This window comes from Staphylococcus sp. AtHG25 (assembly GCF_003217445.1).
GTDB lineage: Bacteria > Bacillota > Bacilli > Staphylococcales > Staphylococcaceae > Staphylococcus > Staphylococcus haemolyticus.
The window spans coordinates 232769-253711 of sequence record NZ_QJSN01000001.1 but is presented as its reverse complement, the minus strand read 5'-3'; the positions used below and the strand labels follow the sequence as shown (position 1 = coordinate 253711).

The following is a 20943-nucleotide window of genomic DNA, read 5'->3' as shown; positions in this document are numbered from 1 at the left end:
TTTAATTGCTTCATATTGGTTTCTTAGTGTACATCAGTTATGCTTATAGAGAAATGTAAAAACACAATTGGGTTGGTAGTCCCAATGCAAATGTAATCATTTGTCAGTAACCTTCCTCCTCAGGTCGTCCCTCATTTCAAGTTATATATAGAGGAGGGACAATCATTGGAATTATCAATATTTCATGATGGTCAGTTTTTCATAGGATTGGTTGAATATAGGGAAGAAGATAGGGTTAAGTTGGTGAAATTTACCTTTGGAACTGAGCCAAATAGTGCTGAAATTTTTAATTTTATTTATGGTCATTTAGATGAATTGATAAATCAAACGAAAGTTTCCATTGAAAAAAAGAAACCAAAAAAAGTAAATCCTAAACGTTTACAAAGGCAAGTTGCTAAAGAACAGAAACAACCTAAAACTTCTACTTATGCTCAAAAAGCAATCAAAAAAGAGCAAGAAATGAAAAAAGTGCAAAGTAAAAAGAGTAAGAAATTAAAGAAAGAACAGACAAAAGCATGCAAACGACAGCTTAAAGTTCAAAAAAATAAGCAAAAGAAAAAGGGACATTGAGTCTCGCGAAAATAGGATCTCAAACATTTTATATGTATGAGGTTCTATTTTTATTTAATCATTCGCCTTATAACTTTGCCACATAGATTTCATGTCATTGCTCATGATATGCTTATTGATGACATAGGAGGATTTGACTGATATGAAAGATAAATATATATCATCTATAACTCATTATTCACATCGCCATCAACGACATTTTGTAGGTGAACGTTTATGATGACTTTTTTAGCCATTCTCGTTTTTGTTATTACTTTGATTTTTGTTATTTGGCAACCTAAAGGACTAGATATAGGAATTACTGCTGTTGTAGGCGCAGTTTTAGCACTTATTACAGGAGTTGTTGGTTGGTCTGACATCGTGGAAGTAACAGATATTGTTTGGAACGCAACTTTAACATTTGTCGCTGTCATCTTGATTTCACTTATTCTGGATGAAATTGGTTTCTTTGAATGGGCTGCATTACATATGGTTCGAGCATCTAAAGGGGACGGTTTCAGAATGTTTGTTTACATTATGCTCCTCGGTGCGATAGTGGCAGCATTTTTTGCGAATGATGGTGCTGCACTTATCTTAACGCCAATCGTTTTAGCGATGGTACGTCATCTTGGATTTAGTAAGAAAGTGATCTTTCCTTTCATTATCGCAAGTGGCTTTATCGCTGATGCAACGTCGTTACCTTTTACGGTGAGTAACTTAGTGAATATTGTTTCTGCGGATTACTTCTACATTGGATTTGTAGAATATTTGAGTCATATGCTAATACCAAATATATTCTCACTTCTAGCAAGTATCATTGTATTATGGATTTATTTTCGAACAACGATTCCAAAGACCATTGATATTCGAAAGGTTTAAAGTCCTGGTGCCGCGATTAAAGATCAGAAACTATTTCGCATATCTTGGCTTGTTTTAGTAATATTATTAATAGGTTATCTTGTCAGTGAGTTTATACACGTACCAGTGTCTCTGATTGCCGGAATTGTCGCTATTATCTTACTACTCTTGGCACGCCAATCAGATGTTGTTTCTACTGGAAAAGTAATCAAAGGTGCGCCATGGAATATCGTGATTTTTTCATTAGGTATGTATTTAGTCGTATTTGGACTTAAAAATGTTGGCATTACAACCATCTTAGGTCATATATTTGCATCTATATCTGCGCATGGTTTATTTACTAGCATTATGGGCGTAGGTTTTATCTCTGCAATTTTATCATCTATCATGAATAACTTACCGACCGTTTTAATTGATGCGATAGCAATACATCAATCACAAGTGACAGGTATCCTTAGAGAAGGTATGATTTATGCGAATGTAATAGGGTCTGACTTAGGTCCGAAGATTACACCTATAGGTTCATTAGCCACTTTATTATGGCTTCACGTTTTAGCTCAAAAAGATGTCAAAATATCATGGGGCGTTTACTTTAAAACAGGAATAGTCATTACGATTCCAGTACTCTTTTTCACGTTGCTAGGACTATTTCTTACATTACTCATTTTTTAAAAGGTGAAAATCATAATTCGCAATGGGAATAACAGTTAGGCATTCATACGTATCTTTTGAGAATAGACAAACATAGGGTTTGAATTTTTTGATACTATTGTAAAGTATATTCAAGAGAAGTTAGATTGCTCACCATCCCAAAATGTTAATGTATAAATCGACCATTCAAACAGTTAATTGCTAACTTTTATACACCGTGCAGTCTAACCTCCTTGTAATATAAGGCTTAGATATATACATAGTTGAATATACATATTTCGTCACTATTAATTGGAAGTATACTTTTTAAAGATAATTGATTAGTTTAGTGAGAATAACTTAAGTGAGGTAACGGATGTTTCGTCTATGATCCGTCTATCTCATTTTTTTACGTTTTAGAGTTGATTTGTAAGTACAATATGCTAATTACATTTAAACGAGTATATATGTTTGTGAAAATAGAGATTCATAGTATCTTGAACGTATAAATATTCTAATTCTATTGAGTTGAGAATGTGAAAGCATTAATTGTAAGTATTTATAGGTTTAGCACATCGCTGAAATGATAAAAATAACAAATGTAATTTAAATTGTAAATGTATATCATATGATAAATAGGGTATGATGTATATAATCATCTGATGATATACATTCTATTCTATTTAAGGTGTTGATGAGTTATGGAAGAAAAGAAGCATAAGAAATTTAAGTTTAAGACGCCTCATACATATGCTTTATTAATGTTTGTTATTTTTCTAGCTTGGTTATTAACTTACATTATTCCAGCTGGTGAATATGCGCGTGAAAAGAAAGGTGATCAAACACTTGTCGTTTCAGGAACATACCATACTGTGGAATCGGCAAATGTCAATTTCCTCGAAATATTCAGGTCAATTCCTGAAGGACTAATCAGTGGCGGAGAAATCGTATTCTATATATTCCTAGTAGGTGGTGCCTTTGGCATTATTCATAAGACGGGTGCTTTCGAAAATGGTGTAAACAAAGCAATGAGAATGTTAGGGAAGGCCAATTTCCTAATGATTCCATTGACGATGACGATATTCTCTATATTAGGATTTACAATTGGATTAGCAGAAGAAACAATTATCTTTGTTCCAATTGGCATTATAATCGCTCGAACATTAGGTTACGACGCCTTAACAGGTGCTGCAATGGTTATTTTAGGTGCTGCCAGTGGTTTCAGTGGAGGTATGTTAAATCCCTTTACAGTTGGTGTGGCACAAACCGTTGCTGAACTACCAATGTTCTCAGGCTGGGGTTTACGTACAATTATCTATTTATTTATCTTAACTGCAGCCATTTCTACAGTTATGTTATATGCACGTAAAGTGAAGAAAGATAAGTCAAAAAGTATTGTGTATGAGCTAGAAAAAGAAGAAGGTCATATTATTCAAGAAATCACTTATCAACACTTTAGTAAGAGACAAGCAGCTAGCTTACTTATTATAGTTGCTACAATTCTATTTAACGTATTTGGCATATTTGTATTCGATTGGACGTTTAATGAGATGAGCGCCAATTTCTTACTTGCTGGTATTGTTGCAGGTTTAGTAAGCGGACTTGGATTAAATGGTACATTTGACGCATTAATTGAAGGAATGCAGAACATTTTATTTGGCGCAATGATTGTTGGATTCGCTAAAGGAATCGTTGTTATTTTGGAAAATGGTAAAATCATCGATACGATTGTTCATGGCATGACAACATTGCTATCAGATATACCAGCTTCATTTGTTATTATTGCTATGTTTATATTACAGTTCTTACTTAATTTCTTTATACCATCTGGATCGGGTCAAGCATTAACAACAATGCCATTAATGGTACCAATATCAGATTTACTGCATATTAATCGTCAGTTAACGGTACTCGCTTTCCAATATGGTGATTCAATCAGTAACATTTTATTCCCAACTTCAGCAATCTTAATGGGAGCATTAGCTGTTGGACGAATTACTTATACTCAATGGATTAAATTTGTGTGGAAGTTGATACTATTATGGGTAATTATTTGTGCTGTGGCGATGTCGATTGCGCTTATAATTGGTTATTAAAAATTTCTCAAGAAGCACTTGGAAATTTGTTTAAAGGCTTGACAGGTAAGACTGACGCTTGTCTGAAGTTAGTAGGAAGTACGTCTAACAAACGCTGTCATAACAATGTAAAGGCGGGTTTCTAAATAAATAGGAACCCGCCCTTTAAATGCTTGAATTTATCAATTGTTTAAAAGATTATAAAAATCTATAAAACAACACATAACAAAAATGTGTCGATTTTGTTATAAAGATTTTGCTCAATTCAAAATAGTTTTAGTATATAATACTGTGTAACACCAATTGAAAGGAGCAACTTATGAACTTAAATAGTATTAATTTAGTTTCAGGTATTTTATGCTTATTATCATTTTTATTAGTAGTTTCTATCATTTTTACGAGCATGTTCTGGTTTCTTCCAGGATTGTTTGTGATGTTATTAGCTATTATTGCAAATGTCTTAGGCATCTTGAAAGGCAATAAAGCCATAAATATTACAATGTTAATTTTAAATATTGTATTTTTAGTTATTTTCTCAAGCCCTTTATTATTAGCTTAATATTTTGAGAAAATTATATATATCTTAAATTTCCAGAGGAAGTGGGATAGAAATTAATGTAATGATTAATTTCTGTACTCGCTTCTTTTTTATTTATCCTTAATAAGGGTATATAGAAGGTATAGATAAAGATAGCTAAGGGGGATTTATAATGGATGTAAGATTTCCAATAGGAGAATTTGAAGCGCCAACAAATTCAACATTAATTGATGTGAAACAATGGATGAGTGAAATTGAAGCATATAGTGATCAGTTGAAGGAAACGGTTCATCAATTGAGTGATGAGCAGTTAGAACGTTGTTATCGAGAAGGAAGTTGGACGGTTAGACAATTAGTACATCATATTGCAGATTCTCAGATTAATTTGTATGAAAGATTGAAAATGGCACTGACTGAAGATGACGTAACGGCGTTCATGTTTAATCAAGAACGTTGGGCAGAGTTGCCAGACTCTAAATTACCTATGCAAGTTTCAATTATTATTTTAGAGGGACTCAACCAACGCGTTGTAGAGATGGGAAATCATGTTACTGAAGGTGAATTAAATCGTTCTATCAAGCTATCAGATGGTAGCAATGTACCGGTTTCAGAATTACTTGCGAAATTATCATGGCATGAGCGTCATCATTTAGAGCACATTAAGATTGCATTATCCGACCAAGGCGTATCAAAAGAGTAGCAAATACAGTTATAGAGTTGAGCGTCTACAACTTAAGAATGAACTTTGTCAAAAGCAAGCGTAATTCATCAAACTAATATGATAAAACTGTTATAATCTGTACCTACCAAGAGAAAGATAGGGGAGGAAGTTTCATGAAGGAACAAGTTTTAGTAACTGGAGGGACAGGTTTTTTAGGTTTACGTATTGCCGCGGAATTATTAAAGCAAGATTATAGTGTACGTGCAACAATTCGTTCGTTATCTAAGAAAGATACTATTTTAGAAACATTAAAGGCACAAAATATTGATACGTAAAATTTAGCATTTGTTGTAGCGGATTTATCTAAAGATGATAACTGGGAAGATGCTATGAAAGATTGCACCTATGTGATGAGTGTAGCATCGTCTGTAGTGATGGGTAGTGTTAGCGTAACTGATGAACAATCGATCAATAAACAAGCCGTTGAAGGTATTCAGCGTATCTTGAGAGCTGCCGAGAAAACGAATGTGAAACGTGTAATAATGACTGCAAACTTTGGCGCAGTAGGATTTAGTAATAAAGATAAATCTAGTGTGACAGCAGAAGAACATTGGACTAATCCAAATGAAAAAGGACTTTCTGTTTATGAGAAGTCTAAATTAATTGCTGAGCGAGCAGCGTGGGACTTTGTGAATGCTACTGAAAATCACATTGAGTTTGCGACAATCAATCCTGTTGCTATACTTGGACCATCATTAAATCAACATATGTCATTAAGTTTTCAATTTGTAGAAAATATTGCTAGTGGCAAAATGAAACGTATCCCTAATATTCCAATGAATATCGTAGATGTCAGAGACGTTGCACAATTACATGTTTTGGCAATGAAGACGCCAGAAGCAAATGGTAAACGTTTTATCGCCACTGCAGATGGACAAATCTCTATGCCTGAAATCGCACAATTAATTAAAAAAGAACGCCCTGAATTAGCAAGTAAAGTTTCAACTAAGACCATTCCAGATTTCGCAATTAAGCTAGGCGCTAGATTTAATAGTGAAGCACAAGAAGGTAAGTTATTACTTGAAATGAATAGAAATGTTAGTAATCAGCAAGCACGAAATGTTTTAGGTTGGACGCCAAGTTACACTCAAGAAGAAGTCATTCTAGCATCTGTTGACTGTATGAGAGACTATCACATTTTAAAATAAACATAATTGAATAATACATTTAAGCAAACACTTTTACCTTCATTGTTGTAAATAGAAGATAAAGGTGTCTTTTTACTTACAAATTTAGAAAACGCTTTCTTTTTTCTTGTTTCATGAAAAATACATATGCTAGGATTAGTATATGATAACGTTTTCATAATAAAAAGTAAGGTGAAACGATGGATAATACACAAATCAAACAATTTATTGAAGATGGTCATTTAACAGTGGGTATTGAGTTCGGTTCAACGCGTATTAAAGCAATTGGGATTGATGACCAATGTCAAACCCTCGCAACAGGTTCATTCGAATGGGAGAACAGTTACTGTAATGGTTATTGGACGTATTCGATGAACGATGCATGGGTAGGCATTCAAAAAGCATATGGCGCAATGACTCAAGAGTTAAAAGAGAAATACGATGCAACCGTGAAACAACTTGCTTCTTTAGGTATTAGTGGTATGATGCATGGCTATTTACCGTTTGATGACAATGACGATTTACTCATTCCATTTAGAACGTGGCGTAATAACAATGCTAATAAAGCAGCTGAAATCTTACGAGAGGACTTTCAAGTGAATATTCCTGAACGTTGGAGTATTGCACAACTTTATCAATCTGCATTAGATCAAGAAGCGCACGTTGAGAAAGTAAGCTATATGACGACACTTGCGGGATACATACATTGGTATCTAACCGATGAGAAAGTATTAGGTATTGGAGATGCGTCTGGTATGTTCCCAATTGATAGTGGGACACAAGACTATCGTGACGATATTATTGAACGCTTTAATAAGAAGTTTTCTGAAAAGGGTTACACACAAGATGTTAGAGATATCTTACCTAAAGTAGTTGTAGCAGGGGAGTATGCCGGACGTCTTACTGAAACGGGTGCGAAATTAGTTGATCCAAACGGTGAGCTACAAGCCGGATGTCCATTATGTGCACCTGAAGCGGATGCATCTACAGGTATGGTAGCTACAAATAGTGTTGCACCAAGAACTGGTAATATTTCAGCAGGTACAAGTATCTTCTCGATGATTGTCCTTGAAAAGCCAATCAAAGATGTCTATCCAGAGGTAGATATTGTTACAACACCAGACGGTTATGAAGTAGCAATGATTCATGCGAATAACTGTACATCAGATATAAACGCTTGGGTCGATTTGTTTGGAGAAGTATTTGAAACAATGGGAGTTAAATACGATAAAGGTGAATTGTTCACCAAATTATTTGAACGTGCCTTAAAAGGTGACGAAGATTTAGGTAAGTTATTGTCATATGGTTATATTTCTGGTGAATTTATCACAGATGTACAACATGGTTATCCAATGCTTGTACGATCAGTAGACAGTAACTTTAACTTAGCTAACTTAATGAAAACACATATTTACAGTGCTTTCAGTACGTTGAAGATTGGTATTGATTTATTAAAAGAAAGAGAAAATATTCATATTGATTCAATGTTTGGTCATGGTGGCATCTTTAAAACTGAAAAAGTTGCGCAATCATTCTTAGCAGCTGCCTTAGACAGTCCTATTCGTGTTATGCAAACTGCAAGTGAAGGTGGCGCTTGGGGTATCGCAGTATTGGCGAGATACATGATTGAAACAGAGACATCAAATTTAGCAACATATTTGAATGACTTTGCGTTTAAAGGAACAGAATCAATGACAATCGAACCAACTAAAGATGAAGTTGCAAGCTTTGAGCAATATACAGAACGCTTTAAACAAGGCATTCCACTTGAACGTCTTGCACATGAACAATTTAATTCAGAACAAAAATAATGAATAAAACAAAGGTAGAAAGTGGGATTAAAATGGCGAACGAGATAGACAAACGAGAACGTCAATTTCTAGGATTGCTTATGGTATTAATATAGGGATACATTGCCGTAGCGATCTTTATGACCGGAGACGGTATGGAGCAAGCATTTTTATCTAAATATATTATGAGTCTTGGCTTTGATAATTCTGAAGCCGGCAATGTCTTAACCGTTTACGGTTTAGTCGTAGCTATCGCTTCATGGTTATCAGGTGTGATGGCTGAGATTTTCAGTCCACGACGTGTGATGACATTCGCGTTTATTATTTGGATGATCTTCCATTTAAAGTAAACGGTAAAGTAGCAATCGTAACAGGCGGTGCCATGGGACTAGGTAAAGCTATGGCAGAATCATTAGCACAAGCAGGTGCAGATATTGTTATTGCAGACATTAAATTAGATTTAGCTCAAGAAACAGCAAAAGCAATTGCAGATAATGAAGGCGTTAAAACGACAGCATTAAAAGTAGATGTTACAAATCCAGAAGATGTTAGCAAAATGGTAGACGATGTCGTGAATGAGTACGGTAAAGTTGATATCTTAGTAAATAATGCTGGTATGACAATTAATGAAAAAGCAGAAGACGTATCTTACGAAAACTGGTTAAAAGTAATTAACTTAAACTTAAATGGTGTCTTCTTAGTAGCACAAGCAGTAGGACGTCAAATGATAAAACAAGGCTATGGTTCAATCATTAATACATCATCAATGTCAGGATTAATTGCCAATAAACCACAAGAACAAGCATCTTACAATGCATCTAAAGCAGGCGTTATCATGTTAACGAAAAGTTTAGCAATGGAATGGTCAAAATATGGCATCAAAGTAAACACAATTGCGCCAGGATACATGAAAACGGCATTAACTGAACCAATGTTTAATACTGGATGCGAAATGATCGATTATTGGATGGAGGCGACACCAATGGGTCGTCCAGGTGAACCAGAAGAATTAGGTGGCATTGTTGTATACCTTGCATCTGACGCTTCATCATTCGCACAAGGTAGCGTATTTACAATTGATGGTGGTTATACTGCATTATAATTATATTTGGAAAAGTGCAAGATGAGTCTTTGTACTTTTTCATTATTAGTGAAAATAATTTTTTGAGAGGTTTTAATAATTCGATGATATGCATCTCAGCTGAAGGATGAAAATCCAATGCTTGAGATGCATTTTTTATATTCAAATCAAGAATTTCTTGAATGAAGTTATGCGTGCCGGTTAGGTTGGGTAAACTGTGAATAGACACTTACTGAACGGAGGAATAATGATGAAGCGCTCGATAGATCTCGAAAAGACATTAAAATCGTTAGATGGACAAAAATATGGAGCGTATAAACGAATGAAAGGTATATATGCCTTTGATCAATTTCACTTAGCAATCGATCATGTACAGGTGGATCCTTATGCGCCACCTTCAAAAATGCGTCTTATCATTCAACGTGATGTCGCCAAAATTCCAAGTGATTTATTAGATGAGAAAGACAAACGTATTGCAGTATCAGATTTCTTAACTAGAGCATTTGGCCATCAAACTTCGGCATTTAATCGTACTGTTAAAGGTTCAGGTAAAAACGGTAAAATTTTCATCGATCATTGTGGTCAAGAAATGTTAGAACGTACATCAGTCGTAATTAATGATAAAGAAATTGAAGTGCGCATTGAAGTTGGTATGCCAGCAACAGGACGTAAGATTCTTGGAAAAGTTGCGGCCCATACACTTATAAATGGCTTACCAAAGATAGTAAATCAAGCTATCATGTATCAAAATATTGATCAACAAGCACTTCAACATCAAGTAACATTAAAATTAGACCAAACGTATATTAGGAATCAACTTGAACAACAACACTTAGTCGCTTTTGTCGAAAATAACGCCATTTTACCACGAAAAAGCGGTGTATCCGATGAGCCAATGAAAGGTGCTATTCAATTTACGAGCCCGCAAGCTTTCGAAACAACATTCAACTTACCAAGTGGTCGGGCAGTCACAGGGATGTCTATTCCTGAAGGCATAACGTTGATTGTTGGCGGTGGTTATCACGGTAAATCGACCCTATTAGAAGCGCTTGAACGTAGTGTCTATGACCATATTCCAAATGATGGTCGTGAGTTTGTTATTACGCGTCATGACGCTATGAAGATACGAGCTGAAGATGGCCGTGGAATTCAAAATGTTAACATCAGTCCATTTATAGATAACTTACCTGGCAAGAAAGATACAACGCACTTTTCGACTGACAATGCGAGTGGGAGCACGTCACAAGCAGCTAATGTCATGGAAGCATTAGAAACACAAACGTCAACGCTACTTATTGATGAAGATACATCGGCGACGAACTTTATGATTCGTGATGGACGTATGCAGAAGTTAATTGCGCCTGATAAAGAACCAATAACACCATTTTCTAATAAAGTGAGACCACTTTTTGAAGCGCATCAAGTTTCAACTATTCTAATTGTTGGTGGGTCTGGTGATTATTTTGACGTGGCCGATCAAGTCTTGATGATGGATGAGTATCATTTGAAAGATGTAACTACTGAGGTGAAAGAGATTGCTCAATCAGATGGATACCAACGTGACCTACAGGCAAATACGCAATTTGGTGCGATTCCATCTCGTGTCCCTTTAGATGCTTCATTCTCTAAAAAAGGGAAAGATGATCGAATGAAAGCCAAAGGGCTACACACAGTGATGTACGGCAAAGATGCAATAGATATATCTGGTTTAGAACAATTAGTGGATGACAGTCAAACCAATGCGTTGACCGTTATGATGAATTACTTTAGACATCACCTTATAGATAATCATAAGAGTCTTATTGATGCAACGAATCAAATGTACGACTTAATTGACGAAGAAGGCATCGAAGCGATATCTAACTTTGATGGACATCCTGGTAATTTAGCGCTTCCTCGTAAGCAAGAATTTATCGGAACATTGAACCGTTATCGTGGTTTAAAAGTAAAATAAAATAACAAAAGCACATTGCACTTGATAGTTAATCAAGCTTTGCAATGTGCTTTTAATTCGTTAAGAAAAAGTCTACAGTAAGATCATCAACATAATATCTTTCGTCATATTCTTCCATTGACGTATTAGGCAGTATGTTTAGGCTTTTGACATAATCAATACCATAATCTTCGACGTAGCCACGTTGGCCATGTTTAACATAAGGCGTTACTTTAGACTTAAACTTTACAACTTGTTGTAAAAAGGGTTCTTGGTTATGAAAGTATCTCTTTGATGCATAAACCCAAACGTGATCGAAATACTGACCGCCAATATTAACATCTAATAATAAAATTTTTGAGAAAATAGGCTTGTTTGGAATTTTTACTTTAGGTGTTATAGTAATATGTTCAATTCGACCTATTACGGTTACAGTTTTATTTTTCAAAGATTTCAAGCTATCGCGAGGCATACCATCACCTTCTTTTGCAAAAAATTGTAAAATTGATAACTATTAATTAAAAAAATAATATGTGATATAATTTTACAACAAAATGCATAAAAAGTGGTGGGATATACATTTTGAAAATACTTTATTTTAGAAGTGTATATTTATGAAATTTACTGTATATGATGGTGGATGCCTTCAGTTGCACGAATACCACTAAAGATACAAATCCCTAGGAAAGTACCTTCTAATGAACGATATCCGTGAACACCGCCACCACCAAAACTAGATGCTTCCCCAGCAGCGTATAGTACTTGAATCGGTTGCATGCTTGGATTAAGTGCTTGGTCATCGAGATTTGTTTGAATACCGCTGAGCGTTTTACGACTAATGATATTTAATTTTATGGCAATTAAACGTCCGTTTTTTCCACTTAATATTTTATGAGGTTTAGCAGTACGAACGAGTTTATCACCTAAGAATTGATATGCATTATTGATAAATGCGACTTGTGGATCTTTAGTGAATGGATTATCAATTTGTAAGTCGCGAGCTTTAATTTCATGTTTGATTGTTTCATAGTCAAGTAAGTCATTTTTCTCAAATTGGTGTTAGTGTTCAAGAAGCTGAGCAAAATGAACGTTACACAGTTAAACATATTCCTTTTGGTAAACAAATGGTAATTGAATATAAAAATGAAACGGATGCAGAAATGTATGTCGTTTTAGATGAAGAGAAACGACTTGTTGGCGCAGATATATATGGCGTCGATGCAGCTGATTTAGTAAATTTACTCGTATTTATTATTAATCAACGCATAACAGCACAAGATTTAAATAAATTAATCTTTGCTTTCCCTAGTGCCTCTAGCGGTGTCATTGATTTGTTAAAAGTGAATATGTTGTAATTTAATATAGATAAATAAAGATGCCTACATATTGGAATCAAAGCGTTATTGTTCCAAATCATGTAGGCATCTTTGTAAATTTTACTATGCGGGCAGTCTAAGAATTTACTTTTGTGATTCTAAGAATTTTTCTGCTACGGCTTTACCAGATTGTGGATTTTGACCAGTAATAATGCGACCATCAGCGACTGCAAACTCAGTCCAGTTATCACCTTGTTCATAGTTTGCACCACGATTTTTAAGTTCATCTTCAGTAAGGTAAGGAACAACGTCGGCTAAGCCCACTGCTTGTTCTTCACTATTTGAGAAGCCAGTAACCGTTTTGCCATCGATAATATGTTTACCTTCAGCATCTTTTACATTTAATAAGCCAATTGCACCATGGCAAACTGAAGCAACAACATCGTTATTTTCATAAATTTCTTGAGTTAGCTTTTGTAAATCTTCATTATCTTTGAAGTCCCAAATTGTACCATGACCACCAGCGAAATAAATGACGTCATAATTTTCAGCTTTAACTGCGTCAGGTGTAACTGTATGACCAAGACGTGTCATAAAGTCTTTATTCTGATAATATTCCCAGTCTAAATCTGTCATCATATCTTCTTGTAAACTTTGAGGGTCAATGGCAGTATAGCCACCTTCTGGACTAATATAATGTACTTTATAACCATTTTTATATAAGACATCCGCGAAATGAACAACCTCACCAAACCATAATCCAGTTGGACGATTCATATCAGGATATTTCGTTACACTTGTTACTACAACTAATGCTCTTTTTGTATTCATTGATACGCCTCCTAATTTTATACTACGTTTAGTCTACCCTTTTCGGAAAAGTAAGAAACTGAAGAGTCGTGAATTAAATATAATATGTTTCATGTAAAACGATGTAAGATGTATTCGTTGTTAGTCCAACGCAACTTCAATATACTTGATATAATGGCTATTTTTTAATGAGAGGAGGATTTTGAATGGTACAAGACAATGGAAAATTAAAATGGTCAAGCTTAATTATGGGAACGTTACTATTAATTGTTGCAGTTATTATTTTCAGTTATCCTGTTAAAAATTTCTACACACTTACTTGGCTTATTGGCTTATAAATTCTTATTAATGGTGTGATTCAACTATTATTCCGTCGTGCTGCGAGAGCGATTGCCGGTAGCGGTTCAGGATTAATTGTTGTCATAGGAATTATTGATATTATATTTGGACTACTTGTGATATTTAACGTTGGGGCAAGTTCAACCTTATTCATATTTATGTTTGCCGCATGGTTTATTGTAAGTTCAGTTATTGGACTAATGACCATTTCAAAACAAAACCGTTTGAAGGGACTATCTATCATTGTTAACGTTTTAGGCTTACTATTAGGAATTATTTTACTTTTTAATCCTATGATGGGGATGATTCTAGTATCAACGATGATAGCCATCACATTTGCAATTCTAGGTGTGACTTACGTTATTGATGGACTTGCGTAAATTTTTGGAATAGGGAGAGGGGCAGAATTTTATATGAATTCTTTGTCTTTCTCCCACTTTTTATATTTAGAAGTGGAAATCTTAAAAAGTGAATTCATAAATGGGAAGTATTACAATAAGACTTATTAAACAATGATTCTAGGAGGCATTCATGTGACGTACAATTTTGATGAGATCATAGACCGTCTTTCTACAAATGCGATGAATGTAGAAGGTTATAAAGGCTATTTATTTGGAGACGCAGATACTTCAGATTTAGAAGAACATGATGAACTGATTCGTATGTGGATAGCTGATATGGATTTCGCGACACCTGAAGTTGTGTTAGATGCGATAAGAGACAGACTCGATAAAAAGATTCTAGGTTATACCAACATATTTGGCACAGATTATTATGAGGCTTTTGTGTCATGGACAGAACGACGATTTGGTTATACATTTCCACAAGATCACCTTGTATTTTCTCATGGGATTGTTGCAGGTTTAATTGAACTTGTAAGCTATATTTGTGACAACGACGATAAAGCGTTGATTTTAACACCGAGCTACGGTCCTTTTAAAATGGTTTGTGATAAAAATAATATTAAGACGGTATATTCTCCGATGATAAATCATAATGGATACTATGAAATCGACTTTGAAGATGTTCGTCAAAAAGTAGAAACAGAAAATATTAAATTATGTATTTTTGCTAATCCGCATAATCCAACAGGTCGTGTATGGTCAGAAGCGGAATTAAAGCAATTGGGACAAATTATGGTCGATAATGACGTATGGATCATATCAGATGAAATTCACTGCGACATTAAACGTGACGGTCAAACACATGTACCTTTTGCTAAAGCAGTGCCAGATTACGATAAGATTGTTACCGCAATGTCGCAAAGTAAGGCATTTAATATAGCAGGCTTAATGTTCTCAAACATCATTATTCCGAATAGAAGATTATTAAAGACATGGAAGTTACATCACTTTAGTTCTGAGAATCCATTAAGTATCGTTGCGACACAGGCAGCTTATGAAAAGGGCGAAGACTGGTTAGCTGCTATGAATGATTATCTAGACGATAACTTTAAATACCTAGCACAATTTTTAGAACAAGAACTGCCACATGCAGAATTTAAAATTCCAGAAGCAACCTACCTCGCATGGGTTGATCTAAGCTATTACATTAAAGCAAAACACATAGATGAACCAATCGCTAAATATTTCATCAAACACGCCGGCGTTATCATTGAAGGACAAGAACAATTCGTTCATAACGCAGAAGGACATATCAGAATAAACATCGCTGTTCCACGTGAAATCATGATAAAAGGACTGCAAAAGATTAAAGACGCATTAGTTTAAAAAGGAGATAACAAATGTCGATTATAGAGTCTTCGAACAATGGTAATACACCCTTTAAAAATTATTAGGTCATCAAGAAGAATTAATGCAATTATGGACACAACTAAGTGATGTGTTAGAAAGTGACAGCGCACTTAGCAAAGAATTAAAAGAAGAGTTAAGAAGAATGTTAGCGCAAAAGAACGGTTGTCAGTACTGTAAAGCTAAAGGTCAACCTACCGGCAGTCTTAAAGATGAAAAATCGTCCGTTTGCATAGGATTCACAGAAGTTTTTATTAAGATGGGTGATCAAATTCCGGACAATATTATAAAAGTACTTAAAGACAGTTTAGCAACAGAAGAAATTGTTGAACTCATTGCATTTATTACATTCACAAACGCACAACAAAACTTTGGTGCAATAATGAAATTGCAACCGTAACACAACCCTCTAGCCAACGTGGTTAGAGGGTTTTTTATTTGAGTGAGTAGCAAGATAATCTTCCAAATCTTATAAAACTTATATGAAATGATAGAAATAAGTATATAAAAATTTAATTTTACAATTATTTGAAAATTCAGAATCATGAGTATAGAATGTAATTAAAGAAATGAGAAAACGTTTACATTAAGAATATGCTATATCTCATTTCTATGTTTTTACAGAATATTTTGGGATGCACAACGATATGATCTTAAGGAAGTGGGTGATAGTGATGACGGACTCATATGATTTGATTGTGGTTGGTGCAGGACCTGGTGGATATGTTGCCGCTATTCGCGCTGCACAATTAGGTCAAAAGGTTGCAATTGTAGAGAAAACAAACGCAGGGGGGACTTGTTTAAACGTAGGTTGCATACCTTCTAAAACACTACTCGAACATGGAACGAAAGCACATGATATACGTAAGGCCAATGATTGGGGAATTGAGACACAAGGGATGAAAGTAAACTTCTCTAAATTAGTACAACGAAAACAACACATTGTTAGCACGCTCACAGGTGGTGTGAAGCAATTATTAAAGAAAAACAAAGTTAATTTCATTAAAGGTGAAGCTACTGTAACGAAAGATTTAGAAGTTAAAGTTGGTAATCAATCATATCAAGCGAAAGATATTATTCTAGCAACTGGTAGTAAACCTTTTATTCCACCTATTGAAGGATTAAATGACATAAAGTATGAAACGACAGACACATTTTTTGATATAGAAACGTTGCCTAAACAACTCGCAATTATTGGTGGCGGTGTTATAGCTACTGAGTTAGCATCTTCAATGGCTGATTTAGGAGTCGAGGTTACGATGATTGAAGTTAATGAAGATATTCTTCTCACCGAGATTGAAGAAGTACGTGAACTGTTAAAGGACCATTTGAAGAATCAAAGTATAAGAATTTTAACAGGCGCAAAGATATCTAAAGTAACAACCTCTAAAGTGATTTTGGATAATCATGAAGATGTGTCATTTGATACTTTATTAGTGGCAACTGGTCGACAACCGAACATCAAGGTAGCTGAAGATCTAGATATCGATATGGATGGTAAATTTGTACAAGTCGATGAACACTATCAAACAACAATTAATCATGTATATGCTATTGGAGACCTTGTTAAGGGTTATCAACTTGCACATTCAGCGAGTTCACATGGATTACATGTTGTTGAAACTTTGGCTGGATTAAAACCACCGCCAGTATCTCCAAACAATATTACACGTTGTATTTATACTCGTCTTGAAGCAGCATCAGTTGGTTTATCTGAGTCTCAAGCTAAAGAAGCGGGTTATGACGTATCTGTTACACAATCTTCTTTTCAAGGAAATGCAAAGGCGCTCGTAAAAGGAGAAGTACAAGGCTTTATCAAAATTGTAACTGATAAAGCATATGGAGAGGTCTTAGGTGCTTTTATTGTTGGTCCACATGCTACAGATTTAATCAGTGAAGTATTAGGTGTCAAAGTTTCAGAAGGTACAATGAATGAGTTATCTAACATCATTCAACCACATCCTTCTCTATCCGAAGCAATTGGCGAGAGCGCGGATGCATACTTTGGAAAAGCCATTCATATGTGATAACAGAACAAATCAATGAATGATAGGAGGAACTAACGATGGAAAAAGAACAAGCACGTTGGATTTATAAAACGATGAATGAAATTCGATATTTTGAAGAAAAGGTGCATAAAATCTTTAGTGATGGTAAGATTCCTGGTTTTGTTCACTTATACGTAGGCGAAGAAGCTGTAGCAACTGGTGTAATGTCACAACTTGAAGACGACGACTATATTACAAGTACACACCGAGGACACGGACATGCAATTGCCAAAGGATGTGACCTTAATGGCATGATGGCGGAGATAATGGGTAAACGTGATGGACTTGGTCATGGTAAAGGTGGTTCCATGCATGTTGCAGAAATAGATAAAGGAATGCTCGGTGCCAATGGTATCGTAAGTGGTGGCTTCGGACTTGCTACTGGTGCAGGTATTTCTATTCGAAATCAAGGTAAAAAGAATGTTGCTGTATGTTTCTTTGGTGATGGTGCAGCCAATGAAGGTAATTTCCATGAGGGCCTTAACTTTGCCTCAATCTTAAACCTTCCAGTTATTTTTGTTTGTGAAAACAACCAATTCGGTGAAGGTACAACACATGATTATGCCAGTGCTTCAGAAACAATTGCAGAGCGTGCTTCAGCTTATAACATGCCAGGTGTCAGAGTGGATGGCATGGATGTCGTTGAAGTTTATAAAGCAGCGCAAGAAGCTGTAGAACGAGCAAAAAATGGTGAAGGCCCTACGCTAATTGAGTGTGACACGTATCGTAAATATGGTCATTTTGAAGGGGACGAACAAAAAGTTAAATCACCAAATGATCGTAATGCGGACAAAAACGCAACAGAAGACTTTAAACGTCAAGCACTTGAAGAAGGTTGGTTAACAGAAGAAGAATTAAATGAAATTGAACGAGCAGCTGAACAAGCAGTAGAAGATGCAGTGAAATATGCAGAGGAAAGTGAATTACCAGATGTAGATTCATTACACGAAGATGTATTTGCCTAAAAGGAGGTCATAACTATGAGTGAAGAACGCAAGTTAACATTTATGGGTGCAATTAACGAAGCAATCGATCAATCAATGGAACAAGATGATAATGTTATTCTCATTGGTACGGACGTTTCAGGTGGTGCAGGTGTAGAACATATTAAAGATGACGATACATTTGGTGGCGTTTTTGGTGTAACTAAAGGGCTTGCGAAAAAATATAGTCGAGATCGTGTTATTGACACACCAATCGCAGAGCATATTACACTCAGCTCTGCTGTAGGTGCAGCAGCTACCGGTATGCGTCCTATTGCAGAATTAATGTTCAATGACTTTATTGGATTCGGTTTAGATCCTATTTTGAACCAAGGTGCAAAAATGCGTTACATGTTTGGTGGTAAAGCTAAAATTCCATTAGTTGTACGTACAGTTCATGGCGCTGGTGCAGGCGCAGCGGCACAACATTCTCAATCATTGTATAACATGTTTGCAACAATACCTGGTGTAAAAGTAGTCGTTCCTTCTAATCCTTATGATGCTAAAGGTTTATTAATGGCAGCAGTACAAGATGATAACTTAGTAGTCTTTTCAGAAGATAAAACATTATTAGGACAAAAAGGTGATGTGCCTGAAGAACCTTACACAATAGAAATTGGAAAAGCGAAAGTGACGCGTGAAGGTGATGATTTAACAATTGTTGCAATCGGTAAAATGGTGGCAGTAGCTGAACAAACAGCAGACAAATTAGAAGAAGATAACGTTTCAGTTGAAGTTATTGATTTACGTTCTGTGTCACCATGGGATAAAGAAACAGTTCTAGAATCAGTGAAGAAGACAGGTCGTTTAATTGTGATTGATGAATCAAATCCACAATGTAATGTAGCGGGAGATGTTGCATCTGTTATTGGTGATATTGGTTTTGATTATTTAGATGGACCAATCAAGAAAGTCACTGCACCGGATACACCAGTTCCATTCGCAGCAAACCTTGAACAAGCCTATATACCAAATGTAGATAAAGTATTAGATGTCGCATCTGAACTAATTGAAGACTTGAAAAAAGTTAATTCATAGGCAAGGAGGTGTTGAACGATGAGCGAAAATATTATTATGCCAAAACTCGGTATGACAATGAAAGAAGGAACAGTCGAAGAGTGGTTTAAAGCAGAGGGAGATGTGGTTGAACAAGGTGAAAGTGTATGTACGATTAGTTCTGAGAAATTGACTCAAGACGTTGAAGCGCCAGCTAGTGGTATATTACTCGAAATTAAAGTTCAACCCGGAGAAGAAACTGAAGTTAAATCTGTACTTGGTATTATAGGTGATGAAGGAGAAAGTACTGAATCAATTAGTACGACTGAATCTGATAATGAAGAATCCAATAACTCACAATCAGACGATGAAGAGCAACAAACCAACGATACAACTTCTGATAATGAAGATGATAGTAATCATGATGAAGATACAAATAAGTCTAATAATGTTGAACCCCAAAATGGTAAACGTATCTTTATATCACCACTTGCACGCAAGATGGCAGAGGATAAAAACTTTGATATCACTAGAATTCAAGGTACAGGCGGTAATAATCGTATAACAAAATTAGATATTCAACGTGTAGCAGAGCAAGGATATAATATTGAAGCAAAAAATGAGGATATGCAATCTAAAGAGGATAAGAACACTAAATTTAACAGTGCTAATGTCGGTGAAGGACTAAATCCAATGCGTAAGCGTATAGCACAGAATATGCGTCAAAGCTTGGCCGAAACAGCACAACTTACGTTACATCGTAAAGTGGATGCTGACCGTTTGTTAGATTTCAAAAACAAACTATCAGCTGAACTTGAAAATGCAAATCAAGATACTAAATTGACTGTCACAGCATTGCTAGCTAAAGCCATTGTCTTAGCACTTAAAGATTATGGTGCAATGAATGCTAGATATGAAAATGGTCAACTTACAGAATATGATAATGTTCATTTAGGTGTAGCAACGTCACTCGACGAAGGGTTAATGGTACCAGTTATAAATAATGCAGACACTAAAAGTATTGGTGCTTTAGCTAAAGAGATTAAATCTTCAGCAGAAGCGGTACGTGATGGTAATACAAATGATGTTAAACTGGCAGGTGCTACTTTTACAATTACTAACATGGGTACTAGTGGCATCGAATATTTCACACCAATTCTTAACCTGGGTGAAACAGGAATCCTAGGTGTAGGTGCACTTTCTAAAGAAGTTGTACTTGAAGGAGATAGTGTTAAACAAGTATCACGTATTCCATTAAGTTTAACGTTTGATCATCAAATTCTTGATGGTGCGAGCGCTGCCGATTTCTTAAAAGTATTAGCTAAATATATTGAAAATCCATATCTCTTAATTCTTTAATAACAAATATATTTAATTTGATTAAGATCCTCAGTACAC

Annotated in this window: 14 protein-coding genes and 7 pseudogenes; 18 read left to right on the top strand and 3 right to left on the bottom strand. The window is 35.3% G+C overall.

The genetic code is table 11. From position 1 onward, the window contains the following. Nucleotides 1-165 precede the first annotated feature (165 nt). The 10 genes and pseudogenes from BDW31_RS01165 (at nt 166) to BDW31_RS01115 (ending at nt 11323) form a co-directional block, all read left to right on the top strand. Nucleotides 166-570, top strand: coding sequence for a YjdF family protein (locus BDW31_RS01165; protein ID WP_053024374.1), 405 nt, complete (start codon nt 166-168; stop codon nt 568-570). A gap of 219 nt (nt 571-789) precedes the next feature. Then, nucleotides 790-2079 (top strand): annotated as a pseudogene (gene arsB / locus BDW31_RS01160) (arsenite efflux transporter membrane subunit ArsB). A 659-nt stretch (nt 2080-2738) separates the two neighbouring features. Then, the gene (locus BDW31_RS01155; protein ID WP_016930542.1) at nt 2739-4133 is read left to right on the top strand and encodes a YfcC family protein; all 1395 of its coding nucleotides are present in this window, start codon (nt 2739-2741) and stop codon (nt 4131-4133) included. Nucleotides 4134-4431: 298 nt separating this feature from the next. Continuing rightward, entirely contained in the window at nt 4432-4671 is a 240-nt protein-coding gene (locus BDW31_RS01150; RefSeq protein ID WP_053024375.1) for a hypothetical protein, read from the top strand. A gap of 151 nt (nt 4672-4822) precedes the next feature. After that, the gene (locus tag BDW31_RS01145; protein WP_053024376.1) at nt 4823-5350 is read left to right on the top strand and encodes a YfiT family bacillithiol transferase; all 528 of its coding nucleotides are present in this window, start codon (nt 4823-4825) and stop codon (nt 5348-5350) included. Between the two features lie 134 nt (nt 5351-5484). Further along, nucleotides 5485-6519: pseudogene (locus BDW31_RS01135) on the top strand (SDR family NAD(P)-dependent oxidoreductase). A gap of 179 nt (nt 6520-6698) precedes the next feature. Next, nucleotides 6699-8309: a xylulokinase gene (locus tag BDW31_RS01130; RefSeq protein WP_070485163.1), complete on the top strand. Its 1611-nt coding sequence runs from the start codon at nt 6699-6701 to the stop codon at nt 8307-8309. A 32-nt stretch (nt 8310-8341) separates the two neighbouring features. Continuing rightward, nucleotides 8342-8632, top strand: a pseudogene (locus tag BDW31_RS01125) (MFS transporter); the annotation flags it as partial. Then, nucleotides 8614-9390 (top strand): glucose 1-dehydrogenase, encoded by a 777-nt coding sequence (locus BDW31_RS01120; RefSeq protein ID WP_053024381.1) that lies wholly within the window; start codon nt 8614-8616, stop codon nt 9388-9390. The pseudogene BDW31_RS01125 and the gene BDW31_RS01120, both read left to right, overlap by 19 nt. Nucleotides 9391-9619: 229 nt before the next feature. Then, nucleotides 9620-11323 carry an ABC-ATPase domain-containing protein gene (locus BDW31_RS01115; protein ID WP_053024382.1) on the top strand — a complete coding sequence of 568 codons (1704 nt, stop codon included), beginning with the start codon at nt 9620-9622 and terminating at the stop codon, nt 11321-11323. A 52-nt stretch (nt 11324-11375) separates the two neighbouring features. Here BDW31_RS01115 and BDW31_RS01110 read toward each other — a convergent pair whose 3' ends face one another. Together BDW31_RS01110 and BDW31_RS01105 are read right to left on the bottom strand one after the other, a co-directional pair. Beyond that, on the bottom strand, nt 11376-11774 hold the full coding sequence (locus tag BDW31_RS01110) for a hypothetical protein (protein WP_037550836.1): 399 nt from the start codon (nt 11772-11774) through the stop codon (nt 11376-11378). 149 nt (nt 11775-11923) lie between these two features. Continuing rightward, nucleotides 11924-12346: pseudogene (locus BDW31_RS01105) on the bottom strand (FAD-binding protein); the annotation flags it as partial. Between the two features lie 2 nt (nt 12347-12348). Here BDW31_RS01105 and BDW31_RS01100 point away from each other — a divergent pair. Further along, a pseudogene (locus tag BDW31_RS01100) lies at nt 12349-12657 on the top strand (NAD(P)/FAD-dependent oxidoreductase); the annotation flags it as partial. A gap of 105 nt (nt 12658-12762) precedes the next feature. On the opposite strand, the gene BDW31_RS01095 reads toward BDW31_RS01100, so the two are convergent. After that, nucleotides 12763-13449 carry a type 1 glutamine amidotransferase domain-containing protein gene (locus tag BDW31_RS01095; RefSeq protein WP_011274547.1) on the bottom strand — a complete coding sequence of 229 codons (687 nt, stop codon included), beginning with the start codon at nt 13447-13449 and terminating at the stop codon, nt 12763-12765. A gap of 185 nt (nt 13450-13634) precedes the next feature. On the opposite strand from BDW31_RS01095, the pseudogene BDW31_RS01090 reads away from it, so the two are divergent. The 7 genes and pseudogenes from BDW31_RS01090 (at nt 13635) to BDW31_RS01060 (ending at nt 20904) form a co-directional block, all read left to right on the top strand. Then, nucleotides 13635-14147, top strand: a pseudogene (locus tag BDW31_RS01090) (DUF308 domain-containing protein). A gap of 153 nt (nt 14148-14300) precedes the next feature. Beyond that, entirely contained in the window at nt 14301-15497 is a 1197-nt protein-coding gene (locus BDW31_RS01085) for a 3M3SH-releasing C-S lyase (RefSeq protein WP_053024383.1), read from the top strand. A 14-nt stretch (nt 15498-15511) separates the two neighbouring features. Next, a pseudogene (locus BDW31_RS01080) lies at nt 15512-15918 on the top strand (carboxymuconolactone decarboxylase family protein). A gap of 274 nt (nt 15919-16192) precedes the next feature. Next, nucleotides 16193-17545, top strand: a complete 1353-nt coding sequence (gene lpdA, locus BDW31_RS01075; RefSeq protein WP_053024440.1) for a dihydrolipoyl dehydrogenase — start codon at nt 16193-16195, stop codon at nt 17543-17545. Between the two features lie 38 nt (nt 17546-17583). After that, entirely contained in the window at nt 17584-18531 is a 948-nt protein-coding gene (locus BDW31_RS01070) for a thiamine pyrophosphate-dependent dehydrogenase E1 component subunit alpha (protein ID WP_037550828.1), read from the top strand. A 15-nt stretch (nt 18532-18546) separates the two neighbouring features. Continuing rightward, nucleotides 18547-19587 carry an alpha-ketoacid dehydrogenase subunit beta gene (locus BDW31_RS01065; protein ID WP_037550826.1) on the top strand — a complete coding sequence of 347 codons (1041 nt, stop codon included), beginning with the start codon at nt 18547-18549 and terminating at the stop codon, nt 19585-19587. Between the two features lie 18 nt (nt 19588-19605). Beyond that, nucleotides 19606-20904: a dihydrolipoamide acetyltransferase family protein gene (locus tag BDW31_RS01060; RefSeq protein WP_053024384.1), complete on the top strand. Its 1299-nt coding sequence runs from the start codon at nt 19606-19608 to the stop codon at nt 20902-20904. Nucleotides 20905-20943 lie beyond the last annotated feature (39 nt).

Coding starts and splice junctions, on each gene's coding strand:
- BDW31_RS01130 (WP_070485163.1), top strand. CDS start 6,699: ATGGATAATACACAAATCAAACAATTTATTGAAGATGGTCATTTAACA.
- BDW31_RS01060 (WP_053024384.1), top strand. CDS start 19,606: ATGAGCGAAAATATTATTATGCCAAAACTCGGTATGACAATGAAAGAA.
- BDW31_RS01115 (WP_053024382.1), top strand. CDS start 9,620: ATGAAGCGCTCGATAGATCTCGAAAAGACATTAAAATCGTTAGATGGA.
- lpdA (WP_053024440.1), top strand. CDS start 16,193: ATGACGGACTCATATGATTTGATTGTGGTTGGTGCAGGACCTGGTGGA.
- BDW31_RS01110 (WP_037550836.1), bottom strand. CDS start 11,774: ATGCCTCGCGATAGCTTGAAATCTTTGAAAAATAAAACTGTAACCGTA.
- BDW31_RS01095 (WP_011274547.1), bottom strand. CDS start 13,449: ATGAATACAAAAAGAGCATTAGTTGTAGTAACAAGTGTAACGAAATAT.
- BDW31_RS01155 (WP_016930542.1), top strand. CDS start 2,739: ATGGAAGAAAAGAAGCATAAGAAATTTAAGTTTAAGACGCCTCATACA.
- BDW31_RS01150 (WP_053024375.1), top strand. CDS start 4,432: ATGAACTTAAATAGTATTAATTTAGTTTCAGGTATTTTATGCTTATTA.
- BDW31_RS01145 (WP_053024376.1), top strand. CDS start 4,823: ATGGATGTAAGATTTCCAATAGGAGAATTTGAAGCGCCAACAAATTCA.
- BDW31_RS01070 (WP_037550828.1), top strand. CDS start 17,584: ATGGAAAAAGAACAAGCACGTTGGATTTATAAAACGATGAATGAAATT.
- BDW31_RS01065 (WP_037550826.1), top strand. CDS start 18,547: ATGAGTGAAGAACGCAAGTTAACATTTATGGGTGCAATTAACGAAGCA.